Origin of the sequence: Pantoea sp. ANP04, from assembly GCF_041982285.1 — a bacterium.
Lineage (GTDB): Bacteria > Pseudomonadota > Gammaproteobacteria > Enterobacterales > Enterobacteriaceae > Pantoea > Pantoea eucalypti.
On sequence record NZ_JAUTYS010000008.1, the window covers coordinates 157,933 to 172,655 of the forward strand.

The following is a 14,723-nucleotide window of genomic DNA, read 5'->3' on the forward strand; positions in this document are numbered from 1 at the left end:
ATTTAAATATACATAAACAGAATTATTTTAAGCTATAAAAATAAGTTATGTTTTTCTTTAGCTCCTTTTGGAGATCCTATTACTAAAAATTCCTGAAATTCTTTTCACTCTTTTCAATTGTCGAACTTTGGCAGAAACTCAGCACCGGATGGCTTGTTGTGCGGTTTCGCGGCGTCCAGGTGATTGTCGTGGTGCCGCTGTTCAGCTGCACCTTTGTGACGCGCTGGCCGTTCACCTCCACGCCCGGACGCAGTGACTGGATCACAGGTACGGTCAGCAGAAGAAGCTATATCGAAAGCGCTTTTCGCTAACCGTGACGTAATAAAATCGGTGTTGGGCGGAGCCAGGCTGACTATTCGCAATGCATCTGGCAAAGCGATCGGCTATGGTTTCCGGCGCGGAGGTAGCCAGCTAATAGTCATGAAAAATGTGAGATTTGTTATCGAGTTTCAGCAATATAACGGCAACCCTAATACATTCTCACAGCATTCCCGGATTTATAGGTACAAAATGCAAAAATTCCACTTTCTTGACCAACTGATTTTCGGTTATTTCAATCAGGACGCAGACATCATCAATGATGGCGAGGATACAATCGAAGGCATAGTGCGGCTGTTCAAAAAGTCAGCACCAGACTGGATGCTCAACGATCTTGTCGAAGAAGTTGACGATTTTATCTCAGCCTATGATGGCAATGTCGAAAAGGAATTCAGGAAACGATATGGGTTTGATTTTGCCCCTGAACTTTGGGAAACCACGGCTCATGAATTCCTGATGACTGTTCGTCAGATCTCTTCAGAGAAATAAGGCTTTCAGGAGTAGATTTTTCTGGTTGATGATTACCCCATCCATCATCAAACTCCCTAAAGTCCCGAAGTTGAAAACCCTTCGGGTTATTTGTGTTTCCAGTTTTTTCCTAGAGTCAGAATCTACCCATTCCATACCCAATCTTTCAGCCACCGGTTAAAGCTCTTTACGACAGCCCCTCTCAGCGCATCATCCTAAAAACCAAAACCCCCGGCTACCTTTCTGACCACCAGCGCTTTCCCACGCACCATCTCAGCGCACTAAATCTTTGCACTTCATCACACTAACTCTCTAAGCCATCTCATTACCTTTTGATATTAATCGTTATTTTTATTGGCACATTTTCTGCTTAATTCTCTTTATACACCTATGTACCGACATATCGGTCTCAGTAATCTGGCATTAGCAGCAGGCAACGGTTTGGATCTGCGCAATGCCAGAACAGTGTGTAAACAGAGCAGACTGATTTCAGCTGTGTAGCAGAGCGTAAAGTGGAGACATAATAATGACCTCGATAAGCGAACCGGTGGTAATAGCGAAACACAGCAAATGGGTGCAGCTTCTGCTTGGACTGATTTGCATGGCAGCTATTTCCAGCCCGCAGTACGTCTGGACGCTGTTAACCAAACCGATGATTGCCAAACTCGGCGTCGGGCTGGCGGAACTGCAGGTCACGTTCTCGCTGCTGATTATTCTGCAGACTTTTTTTTCACCCTTCCAGGGCCGGCTGGTTGAGCGCTTTGGTCCACGTTTGCTGATCTCCATCGGTACGCTGATGGCGGGCTTCAGCTGGGTAATCGCGGCCCGGGTCGATAGCCTGACTGCTCTCTATCTGGTCTATGGCTGCCTGGGCGGACTGGGGACGGGGATTGTGTATATCGGCGTAGTGGGACTGGTGATGAAGTGGTTTCCACAGCAACGCGGTTTTGCCGCCGGAACCGTTGCGGCGGGCTATGGCATGGGCGCAATTTTTACCACCTTCCCGATTTCCATTTCTCTTAATAGCTACGGGCTGGAACAGACGATGACGACATTTGGTCTCATCTTCGCCGCTGTGGGACTTCTCGCCAGCCAGAACCTGAGGCTGCCTGAAAGCAGCGCGATGATGCCGGTCAGCAACACATCGTCACCCGTACGAGGCCAGCGCCAGTTTAAATCCAGAGAAATGCTGCGCCAGCCGCTGTTCTGGCTGATGTTCATGATGATGACCATGATGTCGACCTCAGGACTGATGGTCACTTCGCAGATGGCAATTTTTGCTGAAGACTTTGGCATCAGCAAAGCAGTCGTTTTCGGTATGGCCGCCCTGCCCCTGGCGCTGACCATTGACCGTTTCACAAACGGTTTAACGCGTCCCCTGTTTGGTTTTATTTCCGACCGCTACGGCCGCGAAAATACCATGTTTATTGCCTTCGCACTGGAAGGTGTCGCGATGACGTTGTGGCTCGCCTGCCGTGAAGATCCCGTGCTGTTCGTACTGCTTTCAGGCGTCGTGTTCTTCGGGTGGGGTGAAATCTTCTCGCTGTTCCCCTCCACACTCACCGATACTTTTGGCAGTGAAAATGCCTCCACAAACTATGGCTGGCTCTATATGTCTCAGGGGATTGGCTCGATCTTTGGTGGCCCGCTGGCGGCGCTGATGTATCAGCACACCCATAACTGGCACCTGGTCTTTGGCTGCGCGATTACCTTCGACTTTATCACGGCCGGTCTGGCGTTGTGGGTGCTCAAGCCCTGGTGTGCACGCTTTATGCACGCGCAAAATAATCGTGCACATTAATTGTCGGTGAGTGACATCGCTGAATGAGATCAGAACTGAACAGGCATCTTCTGCGTTCTTACAATGCATCGTCAGGACGGACTGATTCTGATGTCAGGCTCTGATGGAACCCGTAGTAACCACTTAAAGCGCAAAAACAGCCGGGACTGCTGATGTCCCGGCCGGCGCTGACGATCAGAAACTGTAATCAACAGCCGCGAAATATCTGCGGCCATCTTCGTTATAGCTGTAGTCGTCGCGGTTGAGATCTTTATCGGTCAGGTTCAGAACGCCAGCACGGATTTTCACCGCTTTGTTCACCTGATATGACCCGCCGGTATTCCAGGTGGTATATCCGCCTGGTGTTGCATTGCCATCGGTCACGGTGCGGCTCTTGCCTTTGTAATTCGCGGAAAGATAGAAGCTCCAGTCCTCCAGCGGTTTCCAGTCAAGCGTCGCATTCGTCGTGTGGAACGGCAGTTCGGAGAGCGGTTTATTGCCGCCGTTACTCAGATCGCGGGCGTCATTGTAGGTGTAATTCAGCCGGAGATTCAGCTTGTCGGCGACCGGCAGACCGAGTTCCGTTTCCAGCCCGCGGATCCGTGCCTTATTCACGTTGTAATAGCGGAAGATCGGATTGCCGCTGGCATCAAATCCGGCAAAGTTTGGATAGGATGGCGCCAGACTGCGGTTGGCGGTGCGGATAACCGTAATCATGTCGTCAATGTCGTTCTGAAACACCGTCGCGCTGGCGGTAACATCTTCAAGCCACCCTCTCTGACCGGCGTAATAGAGTCCGAACTCCATGCTTTCGCTGGTTTCTGCTTTCAGATCCTTATTGCCCACCACATTGCAGCTCCCGCGGCATGAACCACTGAGCCAGTCCGGGCTCAGCTGAAGCAGAGAAGGCGCTTTGAAAGCGGATGCCCAGCCGCCTTTCAACGTGACCGTATCGGTGGCGTTGTAGACCAGATAGGCACGCGGGCTCCAGTTGACGCCGTAGTTCTCGTGGTCATCCATGCGTACGCCGCCAGTCAGCGTCAGGTTTTCGAAGATGTGCCATTCATCTTCCAGGAACAGCGCATACTGATTAGCCTGCACGCTGCCGCCATTTTTCATGTTTACCGCATCTTCCAGCTTATCGTTGCGGTATTCACCGCCGAACGTCAGGAATTGAGTGTAATCACCCAGCGGGATCACGACTTTGCCGTCGAGAGAATTGTTTTTCGAGGTAATGGTTTTGGCGTTTTTATTTTCGATTTTTTCACCGTAAAAACGCAGTTCGGTATTCGCCACTCCCCAGCGGCCAGCGTGGCCGAGCGAGTAGTTTTCGCGCTCGATACGGTTTTTATCCAGGGTGTCGGAATCCCGATCCTGACGATCCATCCCGTAACCGAACGTGATGTCCTGATCTTTATCCGGCGTCAGTGAGAATTCCACATTAGCATTGCGCGATGTGTAACCTTCAATGCGCGGCTGACCAGTGCTGCCACTGGCGGAACTGGCCTGATCTTTATTGCGTTTACCCAGCGCACCATAAACTTTCACGCCCAGTAAATCGTCAACCAGCGGGCCGCTGGCAAAGAAATTTCCGTTGCCGCTGTCACCGCGATCGCGGTGTTCCTGAACGGTGGTGTCTGCGCTCAGCGTGCCGTGCCACTGGGTGCCGACTTTACGGGTGATAATGTTGACCACACCACCCAGCGCATCGGACCCATATAAAGAGGACATCGGCCCGCGCACCACTTCAATACGTTCGATCGATTCTGCCGGGATCCAGCTCAGATCAAAATCGTTATGGCGGAAGACGGCGTTGCGGGAATTCACGCGTTTGCCGTCGACCAGGATCAGCGTGTAGCTGCTGCCCAGTCCGCGAATGCTGACACCCTGTCGGTTATCGCTTTCATTGGTGAGCTGTACGCCGGGAACGTCTTTCAGCACCTCTTTGAGGTTTTGTACCGGTTTTCTCTGCAGATCTTCGCGAGTGATTACGCTGATACTGGCGGGGGCATCTTTGAGATTTTGTTCGACAGAGGAGGCTGTAACCACCATCTGATCTTCATTTTCTTTCACCTCGCTGGCCTCTTCCGCCATCACCGGCATCGTGGCAGTAATCAGTTGTGCAAACAGCCCCGCTTTAACGGCAGGTGTAAATTTAGTCTTAACCATTTCTTCTCTCCGAGAGGTAAAACGCCCCGGCAGCCGGGGCAAAGTTCCTTTTACTTTGTCCAGTAAGTGCCGGTCGGTTCGACAGCGAGGAACTGTTTATAAAGTTGTTTTTGTGTTTTCTGCGGATCGAGCCCGGCAAACTTTTGCGGATAAAATGCTTTGGCAAAGTACTGAACGGCCAGCACGTTATAGGGAGAGTTGTAATAGTTGTGCCAGATGCCAAAACTGCGCCCCTCTTGCACGGCTTTCAGCGTGCTGATGCCTTTACGCGCCAGCAGCGGCTTCAGGCTGCCGCTTGCCTGTTCTGGTGTGGTCTGCGCGCCCAGCACTAAACTGACCGGCTGCGGATCACCCGCTTTCGGTGGTCTGGCACCTCCACTGACCAGATAGACATCCGGCTGCGCGGCAATGACTTTTTCCAGATTCACCTGACCGAGCGCGCCCGGCAGCAGAGGTTTGGCGATATTCACGCCACCCGCCAGATCGATAAAATCACCCATGTTGCCGTTACCGGCTGAGCGGCAACATTCATCTGCTGTGGAGGCCCGCAGTTCGATAAAGACTTTCGGTTTATCCTGCATCGGGATATCGCGGGTGACATCGGTGACGCGTTTAATATTCTCCTGATAGAAGCGGATGTACTCCTGCGCCTGTTTCTCGCGGTTCAGTACTTTCCCCAGCAGTTCCATACTCGGCAGAGTGTTTTTGAGCGGAGAGGTGCGGAAGTCCACAAACACCACGGGCACACCGGCGTTTTGCAGCTGTTTCACCAGCTCACTTCCTTTGCCGGGACCATGTCCCGACAGACCGAAAATCGCCAGCTGCGGATTCAGCGTCAGCACTTTTTCCGGGCTGATGGTGTCGGCACTGGTCGTGCCGATCAACGGGATGTTGTCGATTTGCGGGAACTTCGCCCGATAGGTGGCGTAGGTTTGCGGGTCAAGTTTACGGAAATCGCCCTGCCAGCCGACGATTCGGTCAAACGGTTTCTGTCCCTCAAGCAGCGAAAGCGCGAAGAACAAGCGGCCTTCTCCGAGTACCACACGCTGAACATCATCCGGCACGGTAACCGTGCGTCCCGCAACGTCTGTGACGGTGACCGCCTGTGCCGTTACACTGAGCAAACCGAACGTGAGGCCTGCGAATCCGGCAGCTATCTGCTTGCCAGAAAGCACTTTTACTAGTTTCTGAGGATAATTCATCTTCTTCCGATTCCTTTGCGTTTCCCTGAAGAGGAGCAAATAATAATGCAAACGATAACTATTATCAATTACATCTACATTTACATTTGTACGCAGCCCGGTGATTGAGCGCACTAAAGTGCCCATAAACAACGGTCAGAGAGTCACAAAACTGAAAGATGAAAAGCGTGAACGAGGCTGCGCATTCCATTACGGCAGTCTCGTGATCATAAAAGCAGAAACCGCTCAGCGGAAGAACCATTGCCGGAACAGCTTGATTTTCGTCTGAATCACCAGGACTGAGTCTGTTATTTTTTCTCTTTCCATCACCCTCAGGTGACTTAACAGGAACGCTGAGAAAGTCAGGTGTGGATTTAAACGGTCAAACCCACACAAACGGTCATAAACAGTCACGCCATAGCAACAATGTCTATATAGTTTATTAACCCTTTTGGTGATTGCTACCTGCCGTATAAGGCTAATTATGTGAGCAAAATCACTAAATAATGTAATGAGCCGCAATATTTTTCATGAAATATTTCGACTTCATCACCTTATAAACGCCAGCGCAATTTACCCACGTGGACTCCTGCCCAGTCCACATTTTCCCGTGTCTGCTTCCAGTACTTTATATCCATCGGAGGATAAGTATGTTGCCGATTGAAAGACAGCAAAGAATTATTAATGAGATTAATATAAATGGCCGGGTAATTGTCTCAGAACTGGTCACTCTGTGTCAGGTTTCACAGGAAACAATTCGGCGTGATTTAAGCCAGCTTGAAAAGCGCGGTTTATTACAACGCAGCCATGGCGGCGCCGTTCTGATAAAAAAACAGAACACTGGCACACAAGGAAATAGCAGAATCGCTAACCAAAGTGAATTAACTTTTCGGCAGCGAATTAACGAGCACGTTGATGAAAAAATGATTATTGCCAAACGCGCGCTCGACTTTATCAGCCCCGGCGACTGTATTTTACTGGATAGCAGTACCACCTGCTGGTATCTGGCGCGACAGTTGCCAGACATTGAATTAACGGTATTAACCAATTCGCTGCGCATCGTACAGACGCTTGCCGCTCGCGGCAGTATTCGCACTATCTGTCTGGGCGGTGAATATTCCGATCGTGATGAGGCTTTCCATGGGGTGGTGGCTGAGCAACCACTACGGGAATTTCAGATTAATAAAATATTTTTTTCCTGTAGCAGTCTGGGTAACGACGGATATTTACGCGAAGGCAATGAGAATAATGCACACCTGAAACAACAGATGCTGCTGGCCGCCGAAAAAAAACATCTTTTAATGGATGGCAGTAAATTTCTGCGGCCCTCGTTCGCCCGGATATGTCATTACCGCGATGTCGATTTTCTTATTACTGACCAATTAAAAGATAAAGAGCTTGAACAGGAACTGGCGTGGAATGGCGTTAATGTCATCGTCTGTTCACAGCGTTATCAATCCATGCAGCTAATTAAAAATTAACCCGGAGTCTGTATGAAAAAACATCTTATCGCCTGCTCTTTACTTGCTCTGTTTGCCGCCACGGGCGCGCAAGCTGCTGATAAATTGCGTATGGGTATTGTGGTCAAAATTGGCGGTATTCCCTGGTTCAATGCCATGGAAACCGGCATTAAAAGTGAAGCAGCGAAACGCGGTATTGATGCGTGGATGGTCGGCCCTACTGCCGCTGACCCGGCACTTCAGGTGCGTGCCATTGAAGATTTGATTGCGCAGAAAGTCGATATCATCGGCGTAGTCCCCAACGATCCAAAAGTGCTGGAGCCGGTGCTGAAACGGGCACGCGATGCCGGTATCGAAGTCATTACCCATGAGTCTCCCGGTCAGCAGGGCGCCAACTGGGATTTTGAACTGGTCGATGCGACAACCCATGGCATCAATCATATGAAAGCACTGGCGAAGTGCATGCACGATGAAGGCAAATACGCCATGTATGTGGGCAGCCTGACGGTGCCGCTGCATCAGCAGTGGACTGACGCCGCACTCGCTTATCAGAAAGAGCACTACCCCAAAATGCAGCTGGTCACCGACAAATTTGGCGTTGGTGAATCACTGGATGACTCCATCCGTACCACGAATGAGCTGATGTCAAAATATCCCGATCTGAAAGGCATCCTGGCGTTTGGTTCGCAGGGGCCAATCGGTGCCGGACGTGCGGTCATGAACCGTAAAAAAATCGATCAGGTTTGTGTCCTTGGCTCTTTCAGTCCGGGACAGGGTGCCTCCCTGGTTCAGCGTAACGCCATCAAAGGCGGCTACATCTGGAATCCTGAGACCGCGGGCGAAGTCTTTGTGCGTATTGCCGACATGATGCAGAAGAAAGAGCCGATTACTGACGGCATGACGATTGAGGGGCTGGGCAAGGTAAAAGTGGATGAAAAGAGCCACACCATTCTCGGTAACAACACAGAGAGTCTGGATAAAGAAAACCTGCCAAAACTGGTAAAAATGGGGCTTTGATATGCAAGAGGTCACTCCACAGACACTGATTGCGCTCGATAACCTGTCGAAAACATTTGGTGGTAACCGCGCGCTGAGCGATATCTCCCTGACCTTACTGGCAGGCGAAGTGCACTGTCTCGCTGGCACCAACGGCTGTGGCAAGAGCACTCTGATCAAAGTGATTTCCGGGGTGCACGCCCCGGACAGCGGCAGCCGCATCACCCTGGGCGACGGCGCGCCACTGCCGCGCCTTACTACCCGGCAGGCGCGCGACTTCGGTATCCAGGTGATTTATCAGGATCTGTCGCTGTTTCCCAACCTGAGCGTGGCAGAGAACATCGCCTTTGAGCATAACCTCAACGGCCTGCTGCGCTGGCACCACCGCGCGCGGCTGCAGGAAAGCGCGCGCAGCATTATTAATGAGTTGAAGTTCGACCTGAATCTGGATGAAAAGGTCGCAGCGCTCTCCATCGCGCAGCGTCAACAGGTGGCGATCTGCCGTGCCCTGGTCGCCGATGCGCGGCTGGTGATCATGGATGAACCCACCGCCTCCCTGACCCGCACCGAAGTAAATCAGCTGCTGCGAACCGTACGCTATCTGAAAGACAAAAATATCTGCGTGGTGTTTGTCAGCCACCGGCTTGATGAAGTGCTGGAGATTTCTGACCGCGTTACGGTAATCCGTGACGGGCGCAAAATGGGCTGCTGGCCCGCGCGGGAGATGACGCCCCATCACCTGACGGAGCTGATGACCGGTCTGAAACTCGACTACCAGCTTAAAGCGCCGACACGCAACGATGACCGCGCCATTCTGGAGATAGAAGATTTAACCCGCGCCGGCCAGTATCACAACGTCAATTTTAAATTGTATGAAGGCGAGGTGCTTGGACTATGCGGCCTGCTGGGTTCCGGACGCACTGAGCTGGCGCTGTCGCTGTTCGGGATGACGCGTCCCGACAGCGGCAAGATCTGGCTCGACAGTAAGCCGGTACGCTTTCGCGGCCATGAAGATGCAATCAAAGCGGGTATCGGCTATGTGTCGGAAGATCGCCTGACGCTGGGCCTGGTGCAGCAGCAGTCTGTGGCAGACAACATGGTGCTGCCGATCCTCGACAAACTCCAGAACCGGTTTCACCTGATTGATGAATACCGCAAGAACAAGCTGATCCTGCAGTGGATCCAGCAGCTTGGCGTGCGCGTGGCCGATCCGAACCTCGCCATTTCTACCCTCTCCGGCGGCAATCAGCAGAAAATTGTGCTGGCGAAATGGGTGCTGACCCAGCCGCGAATTCTGATCCTCGACTCGCCTACCGTTGGGGTAGATGTGGGTGCCAAGGCCAGTATTTACCAGTTGATCCATGAGCTGGCGAAAGAGGGCCTGTCGATCATTCTGATCTCCGATGAAGTGCCAGAGGTCTGGTACAACTGCGACCGCATCCTGCATTTCCGCGATGGCACGATCCATGCCGAATACCAACCTGATAGCGTCGAGCAGCAGCAGCTGGCGGAGGTGATCAATGCCTGACTTTTCCCGTTTTCGTCCGCACTCCAGTCAGGGCTGGCTCGCCTGGGTACTGCTGGCATTCATTCTGTTTTTCTCGGTTGCCAGCGATCAGTTTCTCACCATGCAGAATCTGCTGGATCTGGCAGAGAGCTATGCCGTCACCGGCATCTTTGCACTGGGTCTGTTTGTGGTGCTGGTCACCGGCGGTATCGATATCTCCTTTGCGGCTGTCGCCTCCGTGGTGCAGTACCTGCTTGCGTCACTCTTTGTGCAGTTCCAGTTCGATAATGCGCTGCTCAGCATTGTGCTGGCGGTGATGTGCGGCACGCTGTTCGGCGTAATCAATGCGCTCCTGATTACCACGCTGCGGGTGGTCTCCATCATCATCACCATCAGCATGCAATCGCTGCTGTTCGGACTGCTGATGTGGGTAACCGGTGGCCGCAGCCTCTATTCGCTGCCGGAGTGGTGGATCACGCTGCGCAACGTGCTGCCGTTCAGCTGGCAGGGAGAGAGCTTTCAGGTGGGCCTGCCCCTGGTCACGATGCTGCTGATTGCTGCAGTAACGGCCCTGCTGCTGAACAAAACCAATCTGGGCCGTCAGCTTTACGCCGTCGGAGGGGATGCGGAGTCAGCCCGTCGTATTGGTATTCGCGTTGGACTGATCCACGTTTTCGCCTATGGCTGGCTGGGCGCGATGGCGGCGATTGGCGGGCTGGTACAGGTCTATCGCATGGGCGAAGTGGTGCCGAATGCGCTGGTTGGCGGTGAGCTTGATGTCCTGGCGGCGACCGTGCTGGGCGGCGCCAGCCTGATGGGCGGCAAAGGCACAGTCAGCGGCACACTGATGGGGGTTTTCCTGATCGCCATTCTGAAGAACGGCCTCAATCTGGTGGGAGTATCGAACTACTTCATGAATATCGTGGTTGGCGGCGTCATCATGATTGCGATCGCCGTGACCCATTACAAAAAACGCAAAGAAACTGACGTCAGTTTCGTGTGACAGAGGGCACTGATGATGAAATCACTGACTGCACTGCGCCCGGACGGCACCAACATCGGCCTGATGCTGCTTATCGCGCTGGCGCTGGCCATCTTTACGGTGATGCTGCCGGGTCGCTTCCTGACCGACTCAACCTTTATGAGTATGGCATTTCAGCTGCCGGAGCTGGGCTTACTCACACTGGCGATGTTTATCGCCATCCTCAGCGGCGGCCTGAACCTTGCCATTATCGCGACCGCTAACCTGACGGCGCTGTTTATCGCCTGGACGCTGATGAGCGCCCTGCCCGCCGGAGCCGGCATGGCGCTGCAACTGCTCTGGCTGTTCATCGCCATCATTGGCGCCATGCTGATCGCCGTCGTAATCGGCGTGGTAACGGGTCTGATGGTAACGCGAATCGGCGCGCACCCGATTCTGGTCACACTCGCAACGATGATGACGCTGAACGGTATCGGTATCTGGCTGACCAAAGGGGCTGCCGTCAGCGGCATGCCGCCGGTGGTACAGGCGCTGGGTGCTGATACGCTGCTGGGTATGCCGCTGCCGCTCTGGGTATTCCTGATCGCCGCCGCGCTACTGGCACTGTTTCTCGGTAAAACCCGCGCGGGAAAATGCATTTACATGGGCGGCAGCAATATCAACGCCACCTGGTTCAGCGGCATCAATACCCATCGCATGGTGATGCTGGTCTATGTGATCTCCAGCCTGCTCTGCGTACTGGCAGGCCTGATTATGATGGCGCGCTTTAACTCCGCGCGCATGGGTTATGGCGATGCTTATCTGTTACTGACAGTACTGGCGATTATTCTTGGCGGCACCGATCCCAACGGCGGATTCGGTCGCGTCACCGGTGTGGTGCTGGCACTGATTGCGCTGCAGGTACTTTCAACCGGTTTCAATCTGATGAACATCAGTCAGCACGTCAGCCTGGCAATGTGGGGCGCGGTATTGATTGTGGTCCTCGCCTTTAAACAATTTAAAACCCGATTCAACGAACACCGTGCAGTAAAGCTCAGCAGGCTGGCCGCGGTGCTTAATCCTCTGTCTGAAAAGAAGGAAGTATGATGCGTACTCAAATCTCCCCGTCACTGATGTGTATGAACCTGATGGAGATCAAGCACCAGCTACAGGTTCTCGACTCGCGCGCTGACTTTCTTCATGTGGATATCATGGATGGTCATTACGTTAAAAATATAACGCTCTCTCCTTTCTTCATTGAGCAGATCCGTCCTTTCACCCGCGTGGCGATCGACGTGCATCTGATGGTGGAAGAGCCGACTAATTTTATCGAGGCGGTTGCAAAAGCGGGGGCTGACTATATCTGTCCGCACGCGGAGACGATCAACCGCGACGCGTTTCGCGTCATTAATCTGATCCGCAGTTATGGTAAAAAAGTGGGCGTGGTGCTCAATCCAGCTACCCCAATCTCATATATTCAGCACTATATCCATTTGCTCGACAAGATCACCGTGATGACGGTGGATCCGGGCTACGCCGGCCAGCCTTTTATCCCGGAAATGGTTGAAAAGGTGCGTGAGCTGAAAGCACTGAAGCAGCAGCACGGATATCACTATCTGATCGAAATCGACGGCTCCTGTAACACCCGCACTTATCACCAGCTTATTGGCGCGGGCGCAGAAGTCCTGATTGTCGGTACCTCGGGCTTATTTAACATTCATGACGATTTAGCCACCGCCTGGAAGATGATGCGCGACAGCATTGATGAAGCCCAGGGGCTGGCGCAGGTGTCTGCATGAAACCGCGCTGGCTCGGTATCGACATTGGCGGCACCGGTACCCGGCTGCAGCTCATGGAAGCGGGAGGCGTCTGGAGCAGCTTTCGCAAGGTGCCCACCGCCAGCTGGGCCCGGCAGCCGGACGCGCTGCAGGCACTGGCTCAGCTTATTGATGATACGCTGGAACAGCAGCCGGTCAGCGGCATTATGCTGGGCCTGCCGGGTATCCTCAGCCGCGACAGAATGCAGGTGATTTCGCTGCCTTTTATCCAGGCGCTGGACCACCAGCCTGTGGCGGCACGCCTGGCAGCGGAGCTCGGTGTGCCCGTGGCGATGGACAAAGATGTGAACCATCTGATGCTGTGGGATCTGCTGCAGCTGGAGCAACTGCCGGATAACGCCGTCGGCCTCTATCCCGGCACCGGAATGGGCAACAGTCTGTGGCTCAATGGGCAGTTTTATCATGGCGAGCATGGCGGTGCTGGCGAACTGGGGCATGTGCCGGTGGCAGGCAATGATCTTCCCTGCCCGTGCGGTAATCGCGGCTGCGCGGAGACCCTGACCTCAGGCCACTGGCTGAGTCACTGGGCCGCGCTGAACGCCGCCGACACGCCTATTTCTGCGCTGTTTACCCATCACGGCGACCAGCCTGAACTTCAGGCGTTTGTGCGACGGCTGGCGCAGCTGATTGCAACTGAGATGAATATACTCGACCCGGAATATCTGATCCTCGGCGGCGGTGTGCTGGCGATGGCTGATTTTCCGCTGGCGTTGCTGCGCAACCAGATTCAGCAGCATCTTCGGCCACCGGTCACGCGCGAAAACCTGAAGATCATTTTCAGCCACTCAACCGACTACACGGGCTGTCGCGGTGCCTGTCTCGCCGCCGAACGCCTGTTCAGGAGCGCAGGATGAAAGGAAAAGTATGTGTTTTCGGTTCCTTTAACCTCGATGTTGTTGCCGTGATGCGTCGCTTTCCGCTACCAGGGGAGTCGCTGACAGCGCACAACAGCATGATGGGCGCGGGCGGTAAAGGCGCCAATCAGGCTACGGCGGCGCTGCGCGCTGGTGCTCGGGTGCACTACATCGGTAAAGTGGGAAATGACGATTTTGGCCTTTTCGCGCGACGTCATCTGGAGAAAACCGGCTTTGACGCCATTACGCTGTTTACCTGTAAAGAGAAACCCACCGGTAACGCGCTGATTTACGTCGCAGGCGACGACGCTGAAAATATGATTTCTGTCTATCCGGGCGCCAATACCACCGTGACCGCTGCAGAGGTCACGCGCTGCCAGCCTACTGTAGCCGCTGCCGATATTCTGCTGGTACAGCTGGAAAACAACCTGAGTGCCATTCAACGCATGGTTGATAACGCGCGTGCCAGCGGCACCTTTGTGATTCTCAACCCGGCGCCGTGGCAAAAAATCAGCGATGCGCTGCTGGCAAAGGTTGATTTGCTGACGCCTAACAGCACGGAAGCGAGCCAGCTTAGCGGGGTAACCGTTACTGATTTTGCCAGCGCACGTCGCGCCGCAGAGGTACTGCATCGTAAGGGTGCGCGTCAGGTCATTATCACGCTGGGCATTGCTGGCGCCCTGCTCTCTACACCTGCGCAGCAGCAGCGTATTCCGCTTTTTCCGGCACAGCCGCGCGATACCACAGGTGCTGGCGACGCGTTTAATGGCGCGCTTGCCGCCCGGCTCGCGTCCGGCGAGGATCTGCCCCAGGCGGCGCGATTTGCTGCGGCATTTGCCTCACTCTGTGTCGAACGTGCCGGCGCAGCCGACTCGATGCCCTCGTATGCCGAGGCTTTCGCGCGGCTGCAGGCGCATCCGGAATGTATTATCGAGCCGATTGAGAGCGTAATCGCGTGATGCAGACCGGCAAGCTGATCTTCATCAGTTCCACTCTGAACTCGCGCTGAACAGCGCGAGGATTTTCAGGAGAGTGCTCATCGGGCATCTCCTCCCGTGCCTGGCAGGAAACCGTCGTGCTGCGACGTGTTGATGGCGTTACAGCCCGGCGATCAGTTATCAGGAGGGGAATCGTTTTTTGCTCAGTATAAAATGCTCAACGCCTGAAGATGTGCGCTGAAGCCCTTCCCCC

At 53.8% G+C, this 14,723-nt stretch carries 12 protein-coding genes; 10 read left to right on the forward strand and 2 right to left on the reverse strand.

What is annotated here, in order from left to right:
* The first annotated feature begins 252 nt into the window (after nucleotides 1–252).
* Nucleotides 253–807: a contact-dependent growth inhibition system immunity protein gene (locus Q7C21_RS12835; protein ID WP_187961174.1), complete on the forward strand. Its 555-nt coding sequence runs from the start codon at nucleotides 253–255 to the stop codon at nucleotides 805–807.
* A 505-nt stretch (nucleotides 808–1,312) separates the two neighbouring features.
* Nucleotides 1,313–2,587, forward strand: a complete 1,275-nt coding sequence (gene oxlT, locus Q7C21_RS12840) for an oxalate/formate MFS antiporter (protein WP_375150765.1) — start codon at nucleotides 1,313–1,315, stop codon at nucleotides 2,585–2,587.
* 174 nt (nucleotides 2,588–2,761) lie between these two features.
* Here the strand turns inward: oxlT and cirA are convergent, their stop codons facing one another.
* Both cirA and Q7C21_RS12850 read right to left on the reverse strand, forming a co-directional pair.
* Nucleotides 2,762–4,735 (reverse strand): catecholate siderophore receptor CirA, encoded by a 1,974-nt coding sequence (cirA, locus tag Q7C21_RS12845; protein WP_187512828.1) that lies wholly within the window; start codon nucleotides 4,733–4,735, stop codon nucleotides 2,762–2,764.
* 50 nt (nucleotides 4,736–4,785) lie between these two features.
* A complete protein-coding gene (locus tag Q7C21_RS12850; RefSeq protein WP_375150766.1) occupies nucleotides 4,786–5,937 on the reverse strand; it encodes an ABC transporter substrate-binding protein in 1,152 nt (383 codons plus the stop codon).
* A gap of 629 nt (nucleotides 5,938–6,566) precedes the next feature.
* Here Q7C21_RS12850 and Q7C21_RS12855 point away from each other — a divergent pair.
* The 8 genes from Q7C21_RS12855 to Q7C21_RS12890 are packed head-to-tail and all read left to right on the forward strand — an operon-like array spanning nucleotide 6,567 to nucleotide 14,491.
* Nucleotides 6,567–7,397: a DeoR/GlpR family DNA-binding transcription regulator gene (locus Q7C21_RS12855; RefSeq protein WP_008926749.1), complete on the forward strand. Its 831-nt coding sequence runs from the start codon at nucleotides 6,567–6,569 to the stop codon at nucleotides 7,395–7,397.
* Between the two features lie 12 nt (nucleotides 7,398–7,409).
* Complete coding sequence (locus Q7C21_RS12860) at nucleotides 7,410–8,393, forward strand: substrate-binding domain-containing protein (protein WP_003850327.1); 984 nt, start codon at nucleotides 7,410–7,412, stop codon at nucleotides 8,391–8,393.
* Between the two features lies 1 nt (nucleotide 8,394).
* Nucleotides 8,395–9,900, forward strand: coding sequence for a sugar ABC transporter ATP-binding protein (locus tag Q7C21_RS12865; protein ID WP_110411066.1), 1,506 nt, complete (start codon nucleotides 8,395–8,397; stop codon nucleotides 9,898–9,900).
* A complete protein-coding gene (locus Q7C21_RS12870) occupies nucleotides 9,893–10,882 on the forward strand; it encodes an ABC transporter permease (protein ID WP_008926751.1) in 990 nt (329 codons plus the stop codon). Before Q7C21_RS12865 ends, Q7C21_RS12870 begins: the two co-directional genes overlap by 8 nt.
* A gap of 15 nt (nucleotides 10,883–10,897) precedes the next feature.
* Nucleotides 10,898–11,947, forward strand: a complete 1,050-nt coding sequence (locus tag Q7C21_RS12875; protein WP_375150776.1) for an ABC transporter permease — start codon at nucleotides 10,898–10,900, stop codon at nucleotides 11,945–11,947.
* Nucleotides 11,947–12,639 (forward strand): D-allulose 6-phosphate 3-epimerase, encoded by a 693-nt coding sequence (gene alsE, locus Q7C21_RS12880; RefSeq protein WP_003850331.1) that lies wholly within the window; start codon nucleotides 11,947–11,949, stop codon nucleotides 12,637–12,639. Before Q7C21_RS12875 ends, alsE begins: the two co-directional genes overlap by 1 nt.
* Entirely contained in the window at nucleotides 12,636–13,532 is an 897-nt protein-coding gene (alsK, locus tag Q7C21_RS12885; RefSeq protein WP_375150767.1) for an allose kinase, read from the forward strand. The genes alsE and alsK overlap by 4 nt, the downstream gene beginning before the upstream one ends.
* A complete protein-coding gene (locus Q7C21_RS12890) occupies nucleotides 13,529–14,491 on the forward strand; it encodes a ribokinase (protein WP_003850334.1) in 963 nt (320 codons plus the stop codon). The genes alsK and Q7C21_RS12890 overlap by 4 nt, the downstream gene beginning before the upstream one ends.
* The last annotated feature ends 232 nt before the right edge of the window (nucleotides 14,492–14,723 follow it).

Coding starts and splice junctions, on each gene's coding strand:
- oxlT (WP_375150765.1), top strand. CDS start 1,313: ATGACCTCGATAAGCGAACCGGTGGTAATAGCGAAACACAGCAAATGG.
- cirA (WP_187512828.1), bottom strand. CDS start 4,735: ATGGTTAAGACTAAATTTACACCTGCCGTTAAAGCGGGGCTGTTTGCA.
- Q7C21_RS12850 (WP_375150766.1), bottom strand. CDS start 5,937: ATGAATTATCCTCAGAAACTAGTAAAAGTGCTTTCTGGCAAGCAGATA.
- Q7C21_RS12855 (WP_008926749.1), top strand. CDS start 6,567: ATGTTGCCGATTGAAAGACAGCAAAGAATTATTAATGAGATTAATATA.
- Q7C21_RS12860 (WP_003850327.1), top strand. CDS start 7,410: ATGAAAAAACATCTTATCGCCTGCTCTTTACTTGCTCTGTTTGCCGCC.
- Q7C21_RS12865 (WP_110411066.1), top strand. CDS start 8,395: ATGCAAGAGGTCACTCCACAGACACTGATTGCGCTCGATAACCTGTCG.
- Q7C21_RS12870 (WP_008926751.1), top strand. CDS start 9,893: ATGCCTGACTTTTCCCGTTTTCGTCCGCACTCCAGTCAGGGCTGGCTC.
- Q7C21_RS12875 (WP_375150776.1), top strand. CDS start 10,898: ATGAAATCACTGACTGCACTGCGCCCGGACGGCACCAACATCGGCCTG.
- alsE (WP_003850331.1), top strand. CDS start 11,947: ATGCGTACTCAAATCTCCCCGTCACTGATGTGTATGAACCTGATGGAG.
- alsK (WP_375150767.1), top strand. CDS start 12,636: ATGAAACCGCGCTGGCTCGGTATCGACATTGGCGGCACCGGTACCCGG.
- Q7C21_RS12890 (WP_003850334.1), top strand. CDS start 13,529: ATGAAAGGAAAAGTATGTGTTTTCGGTTCCTTTAACCTCGATGTTGTT.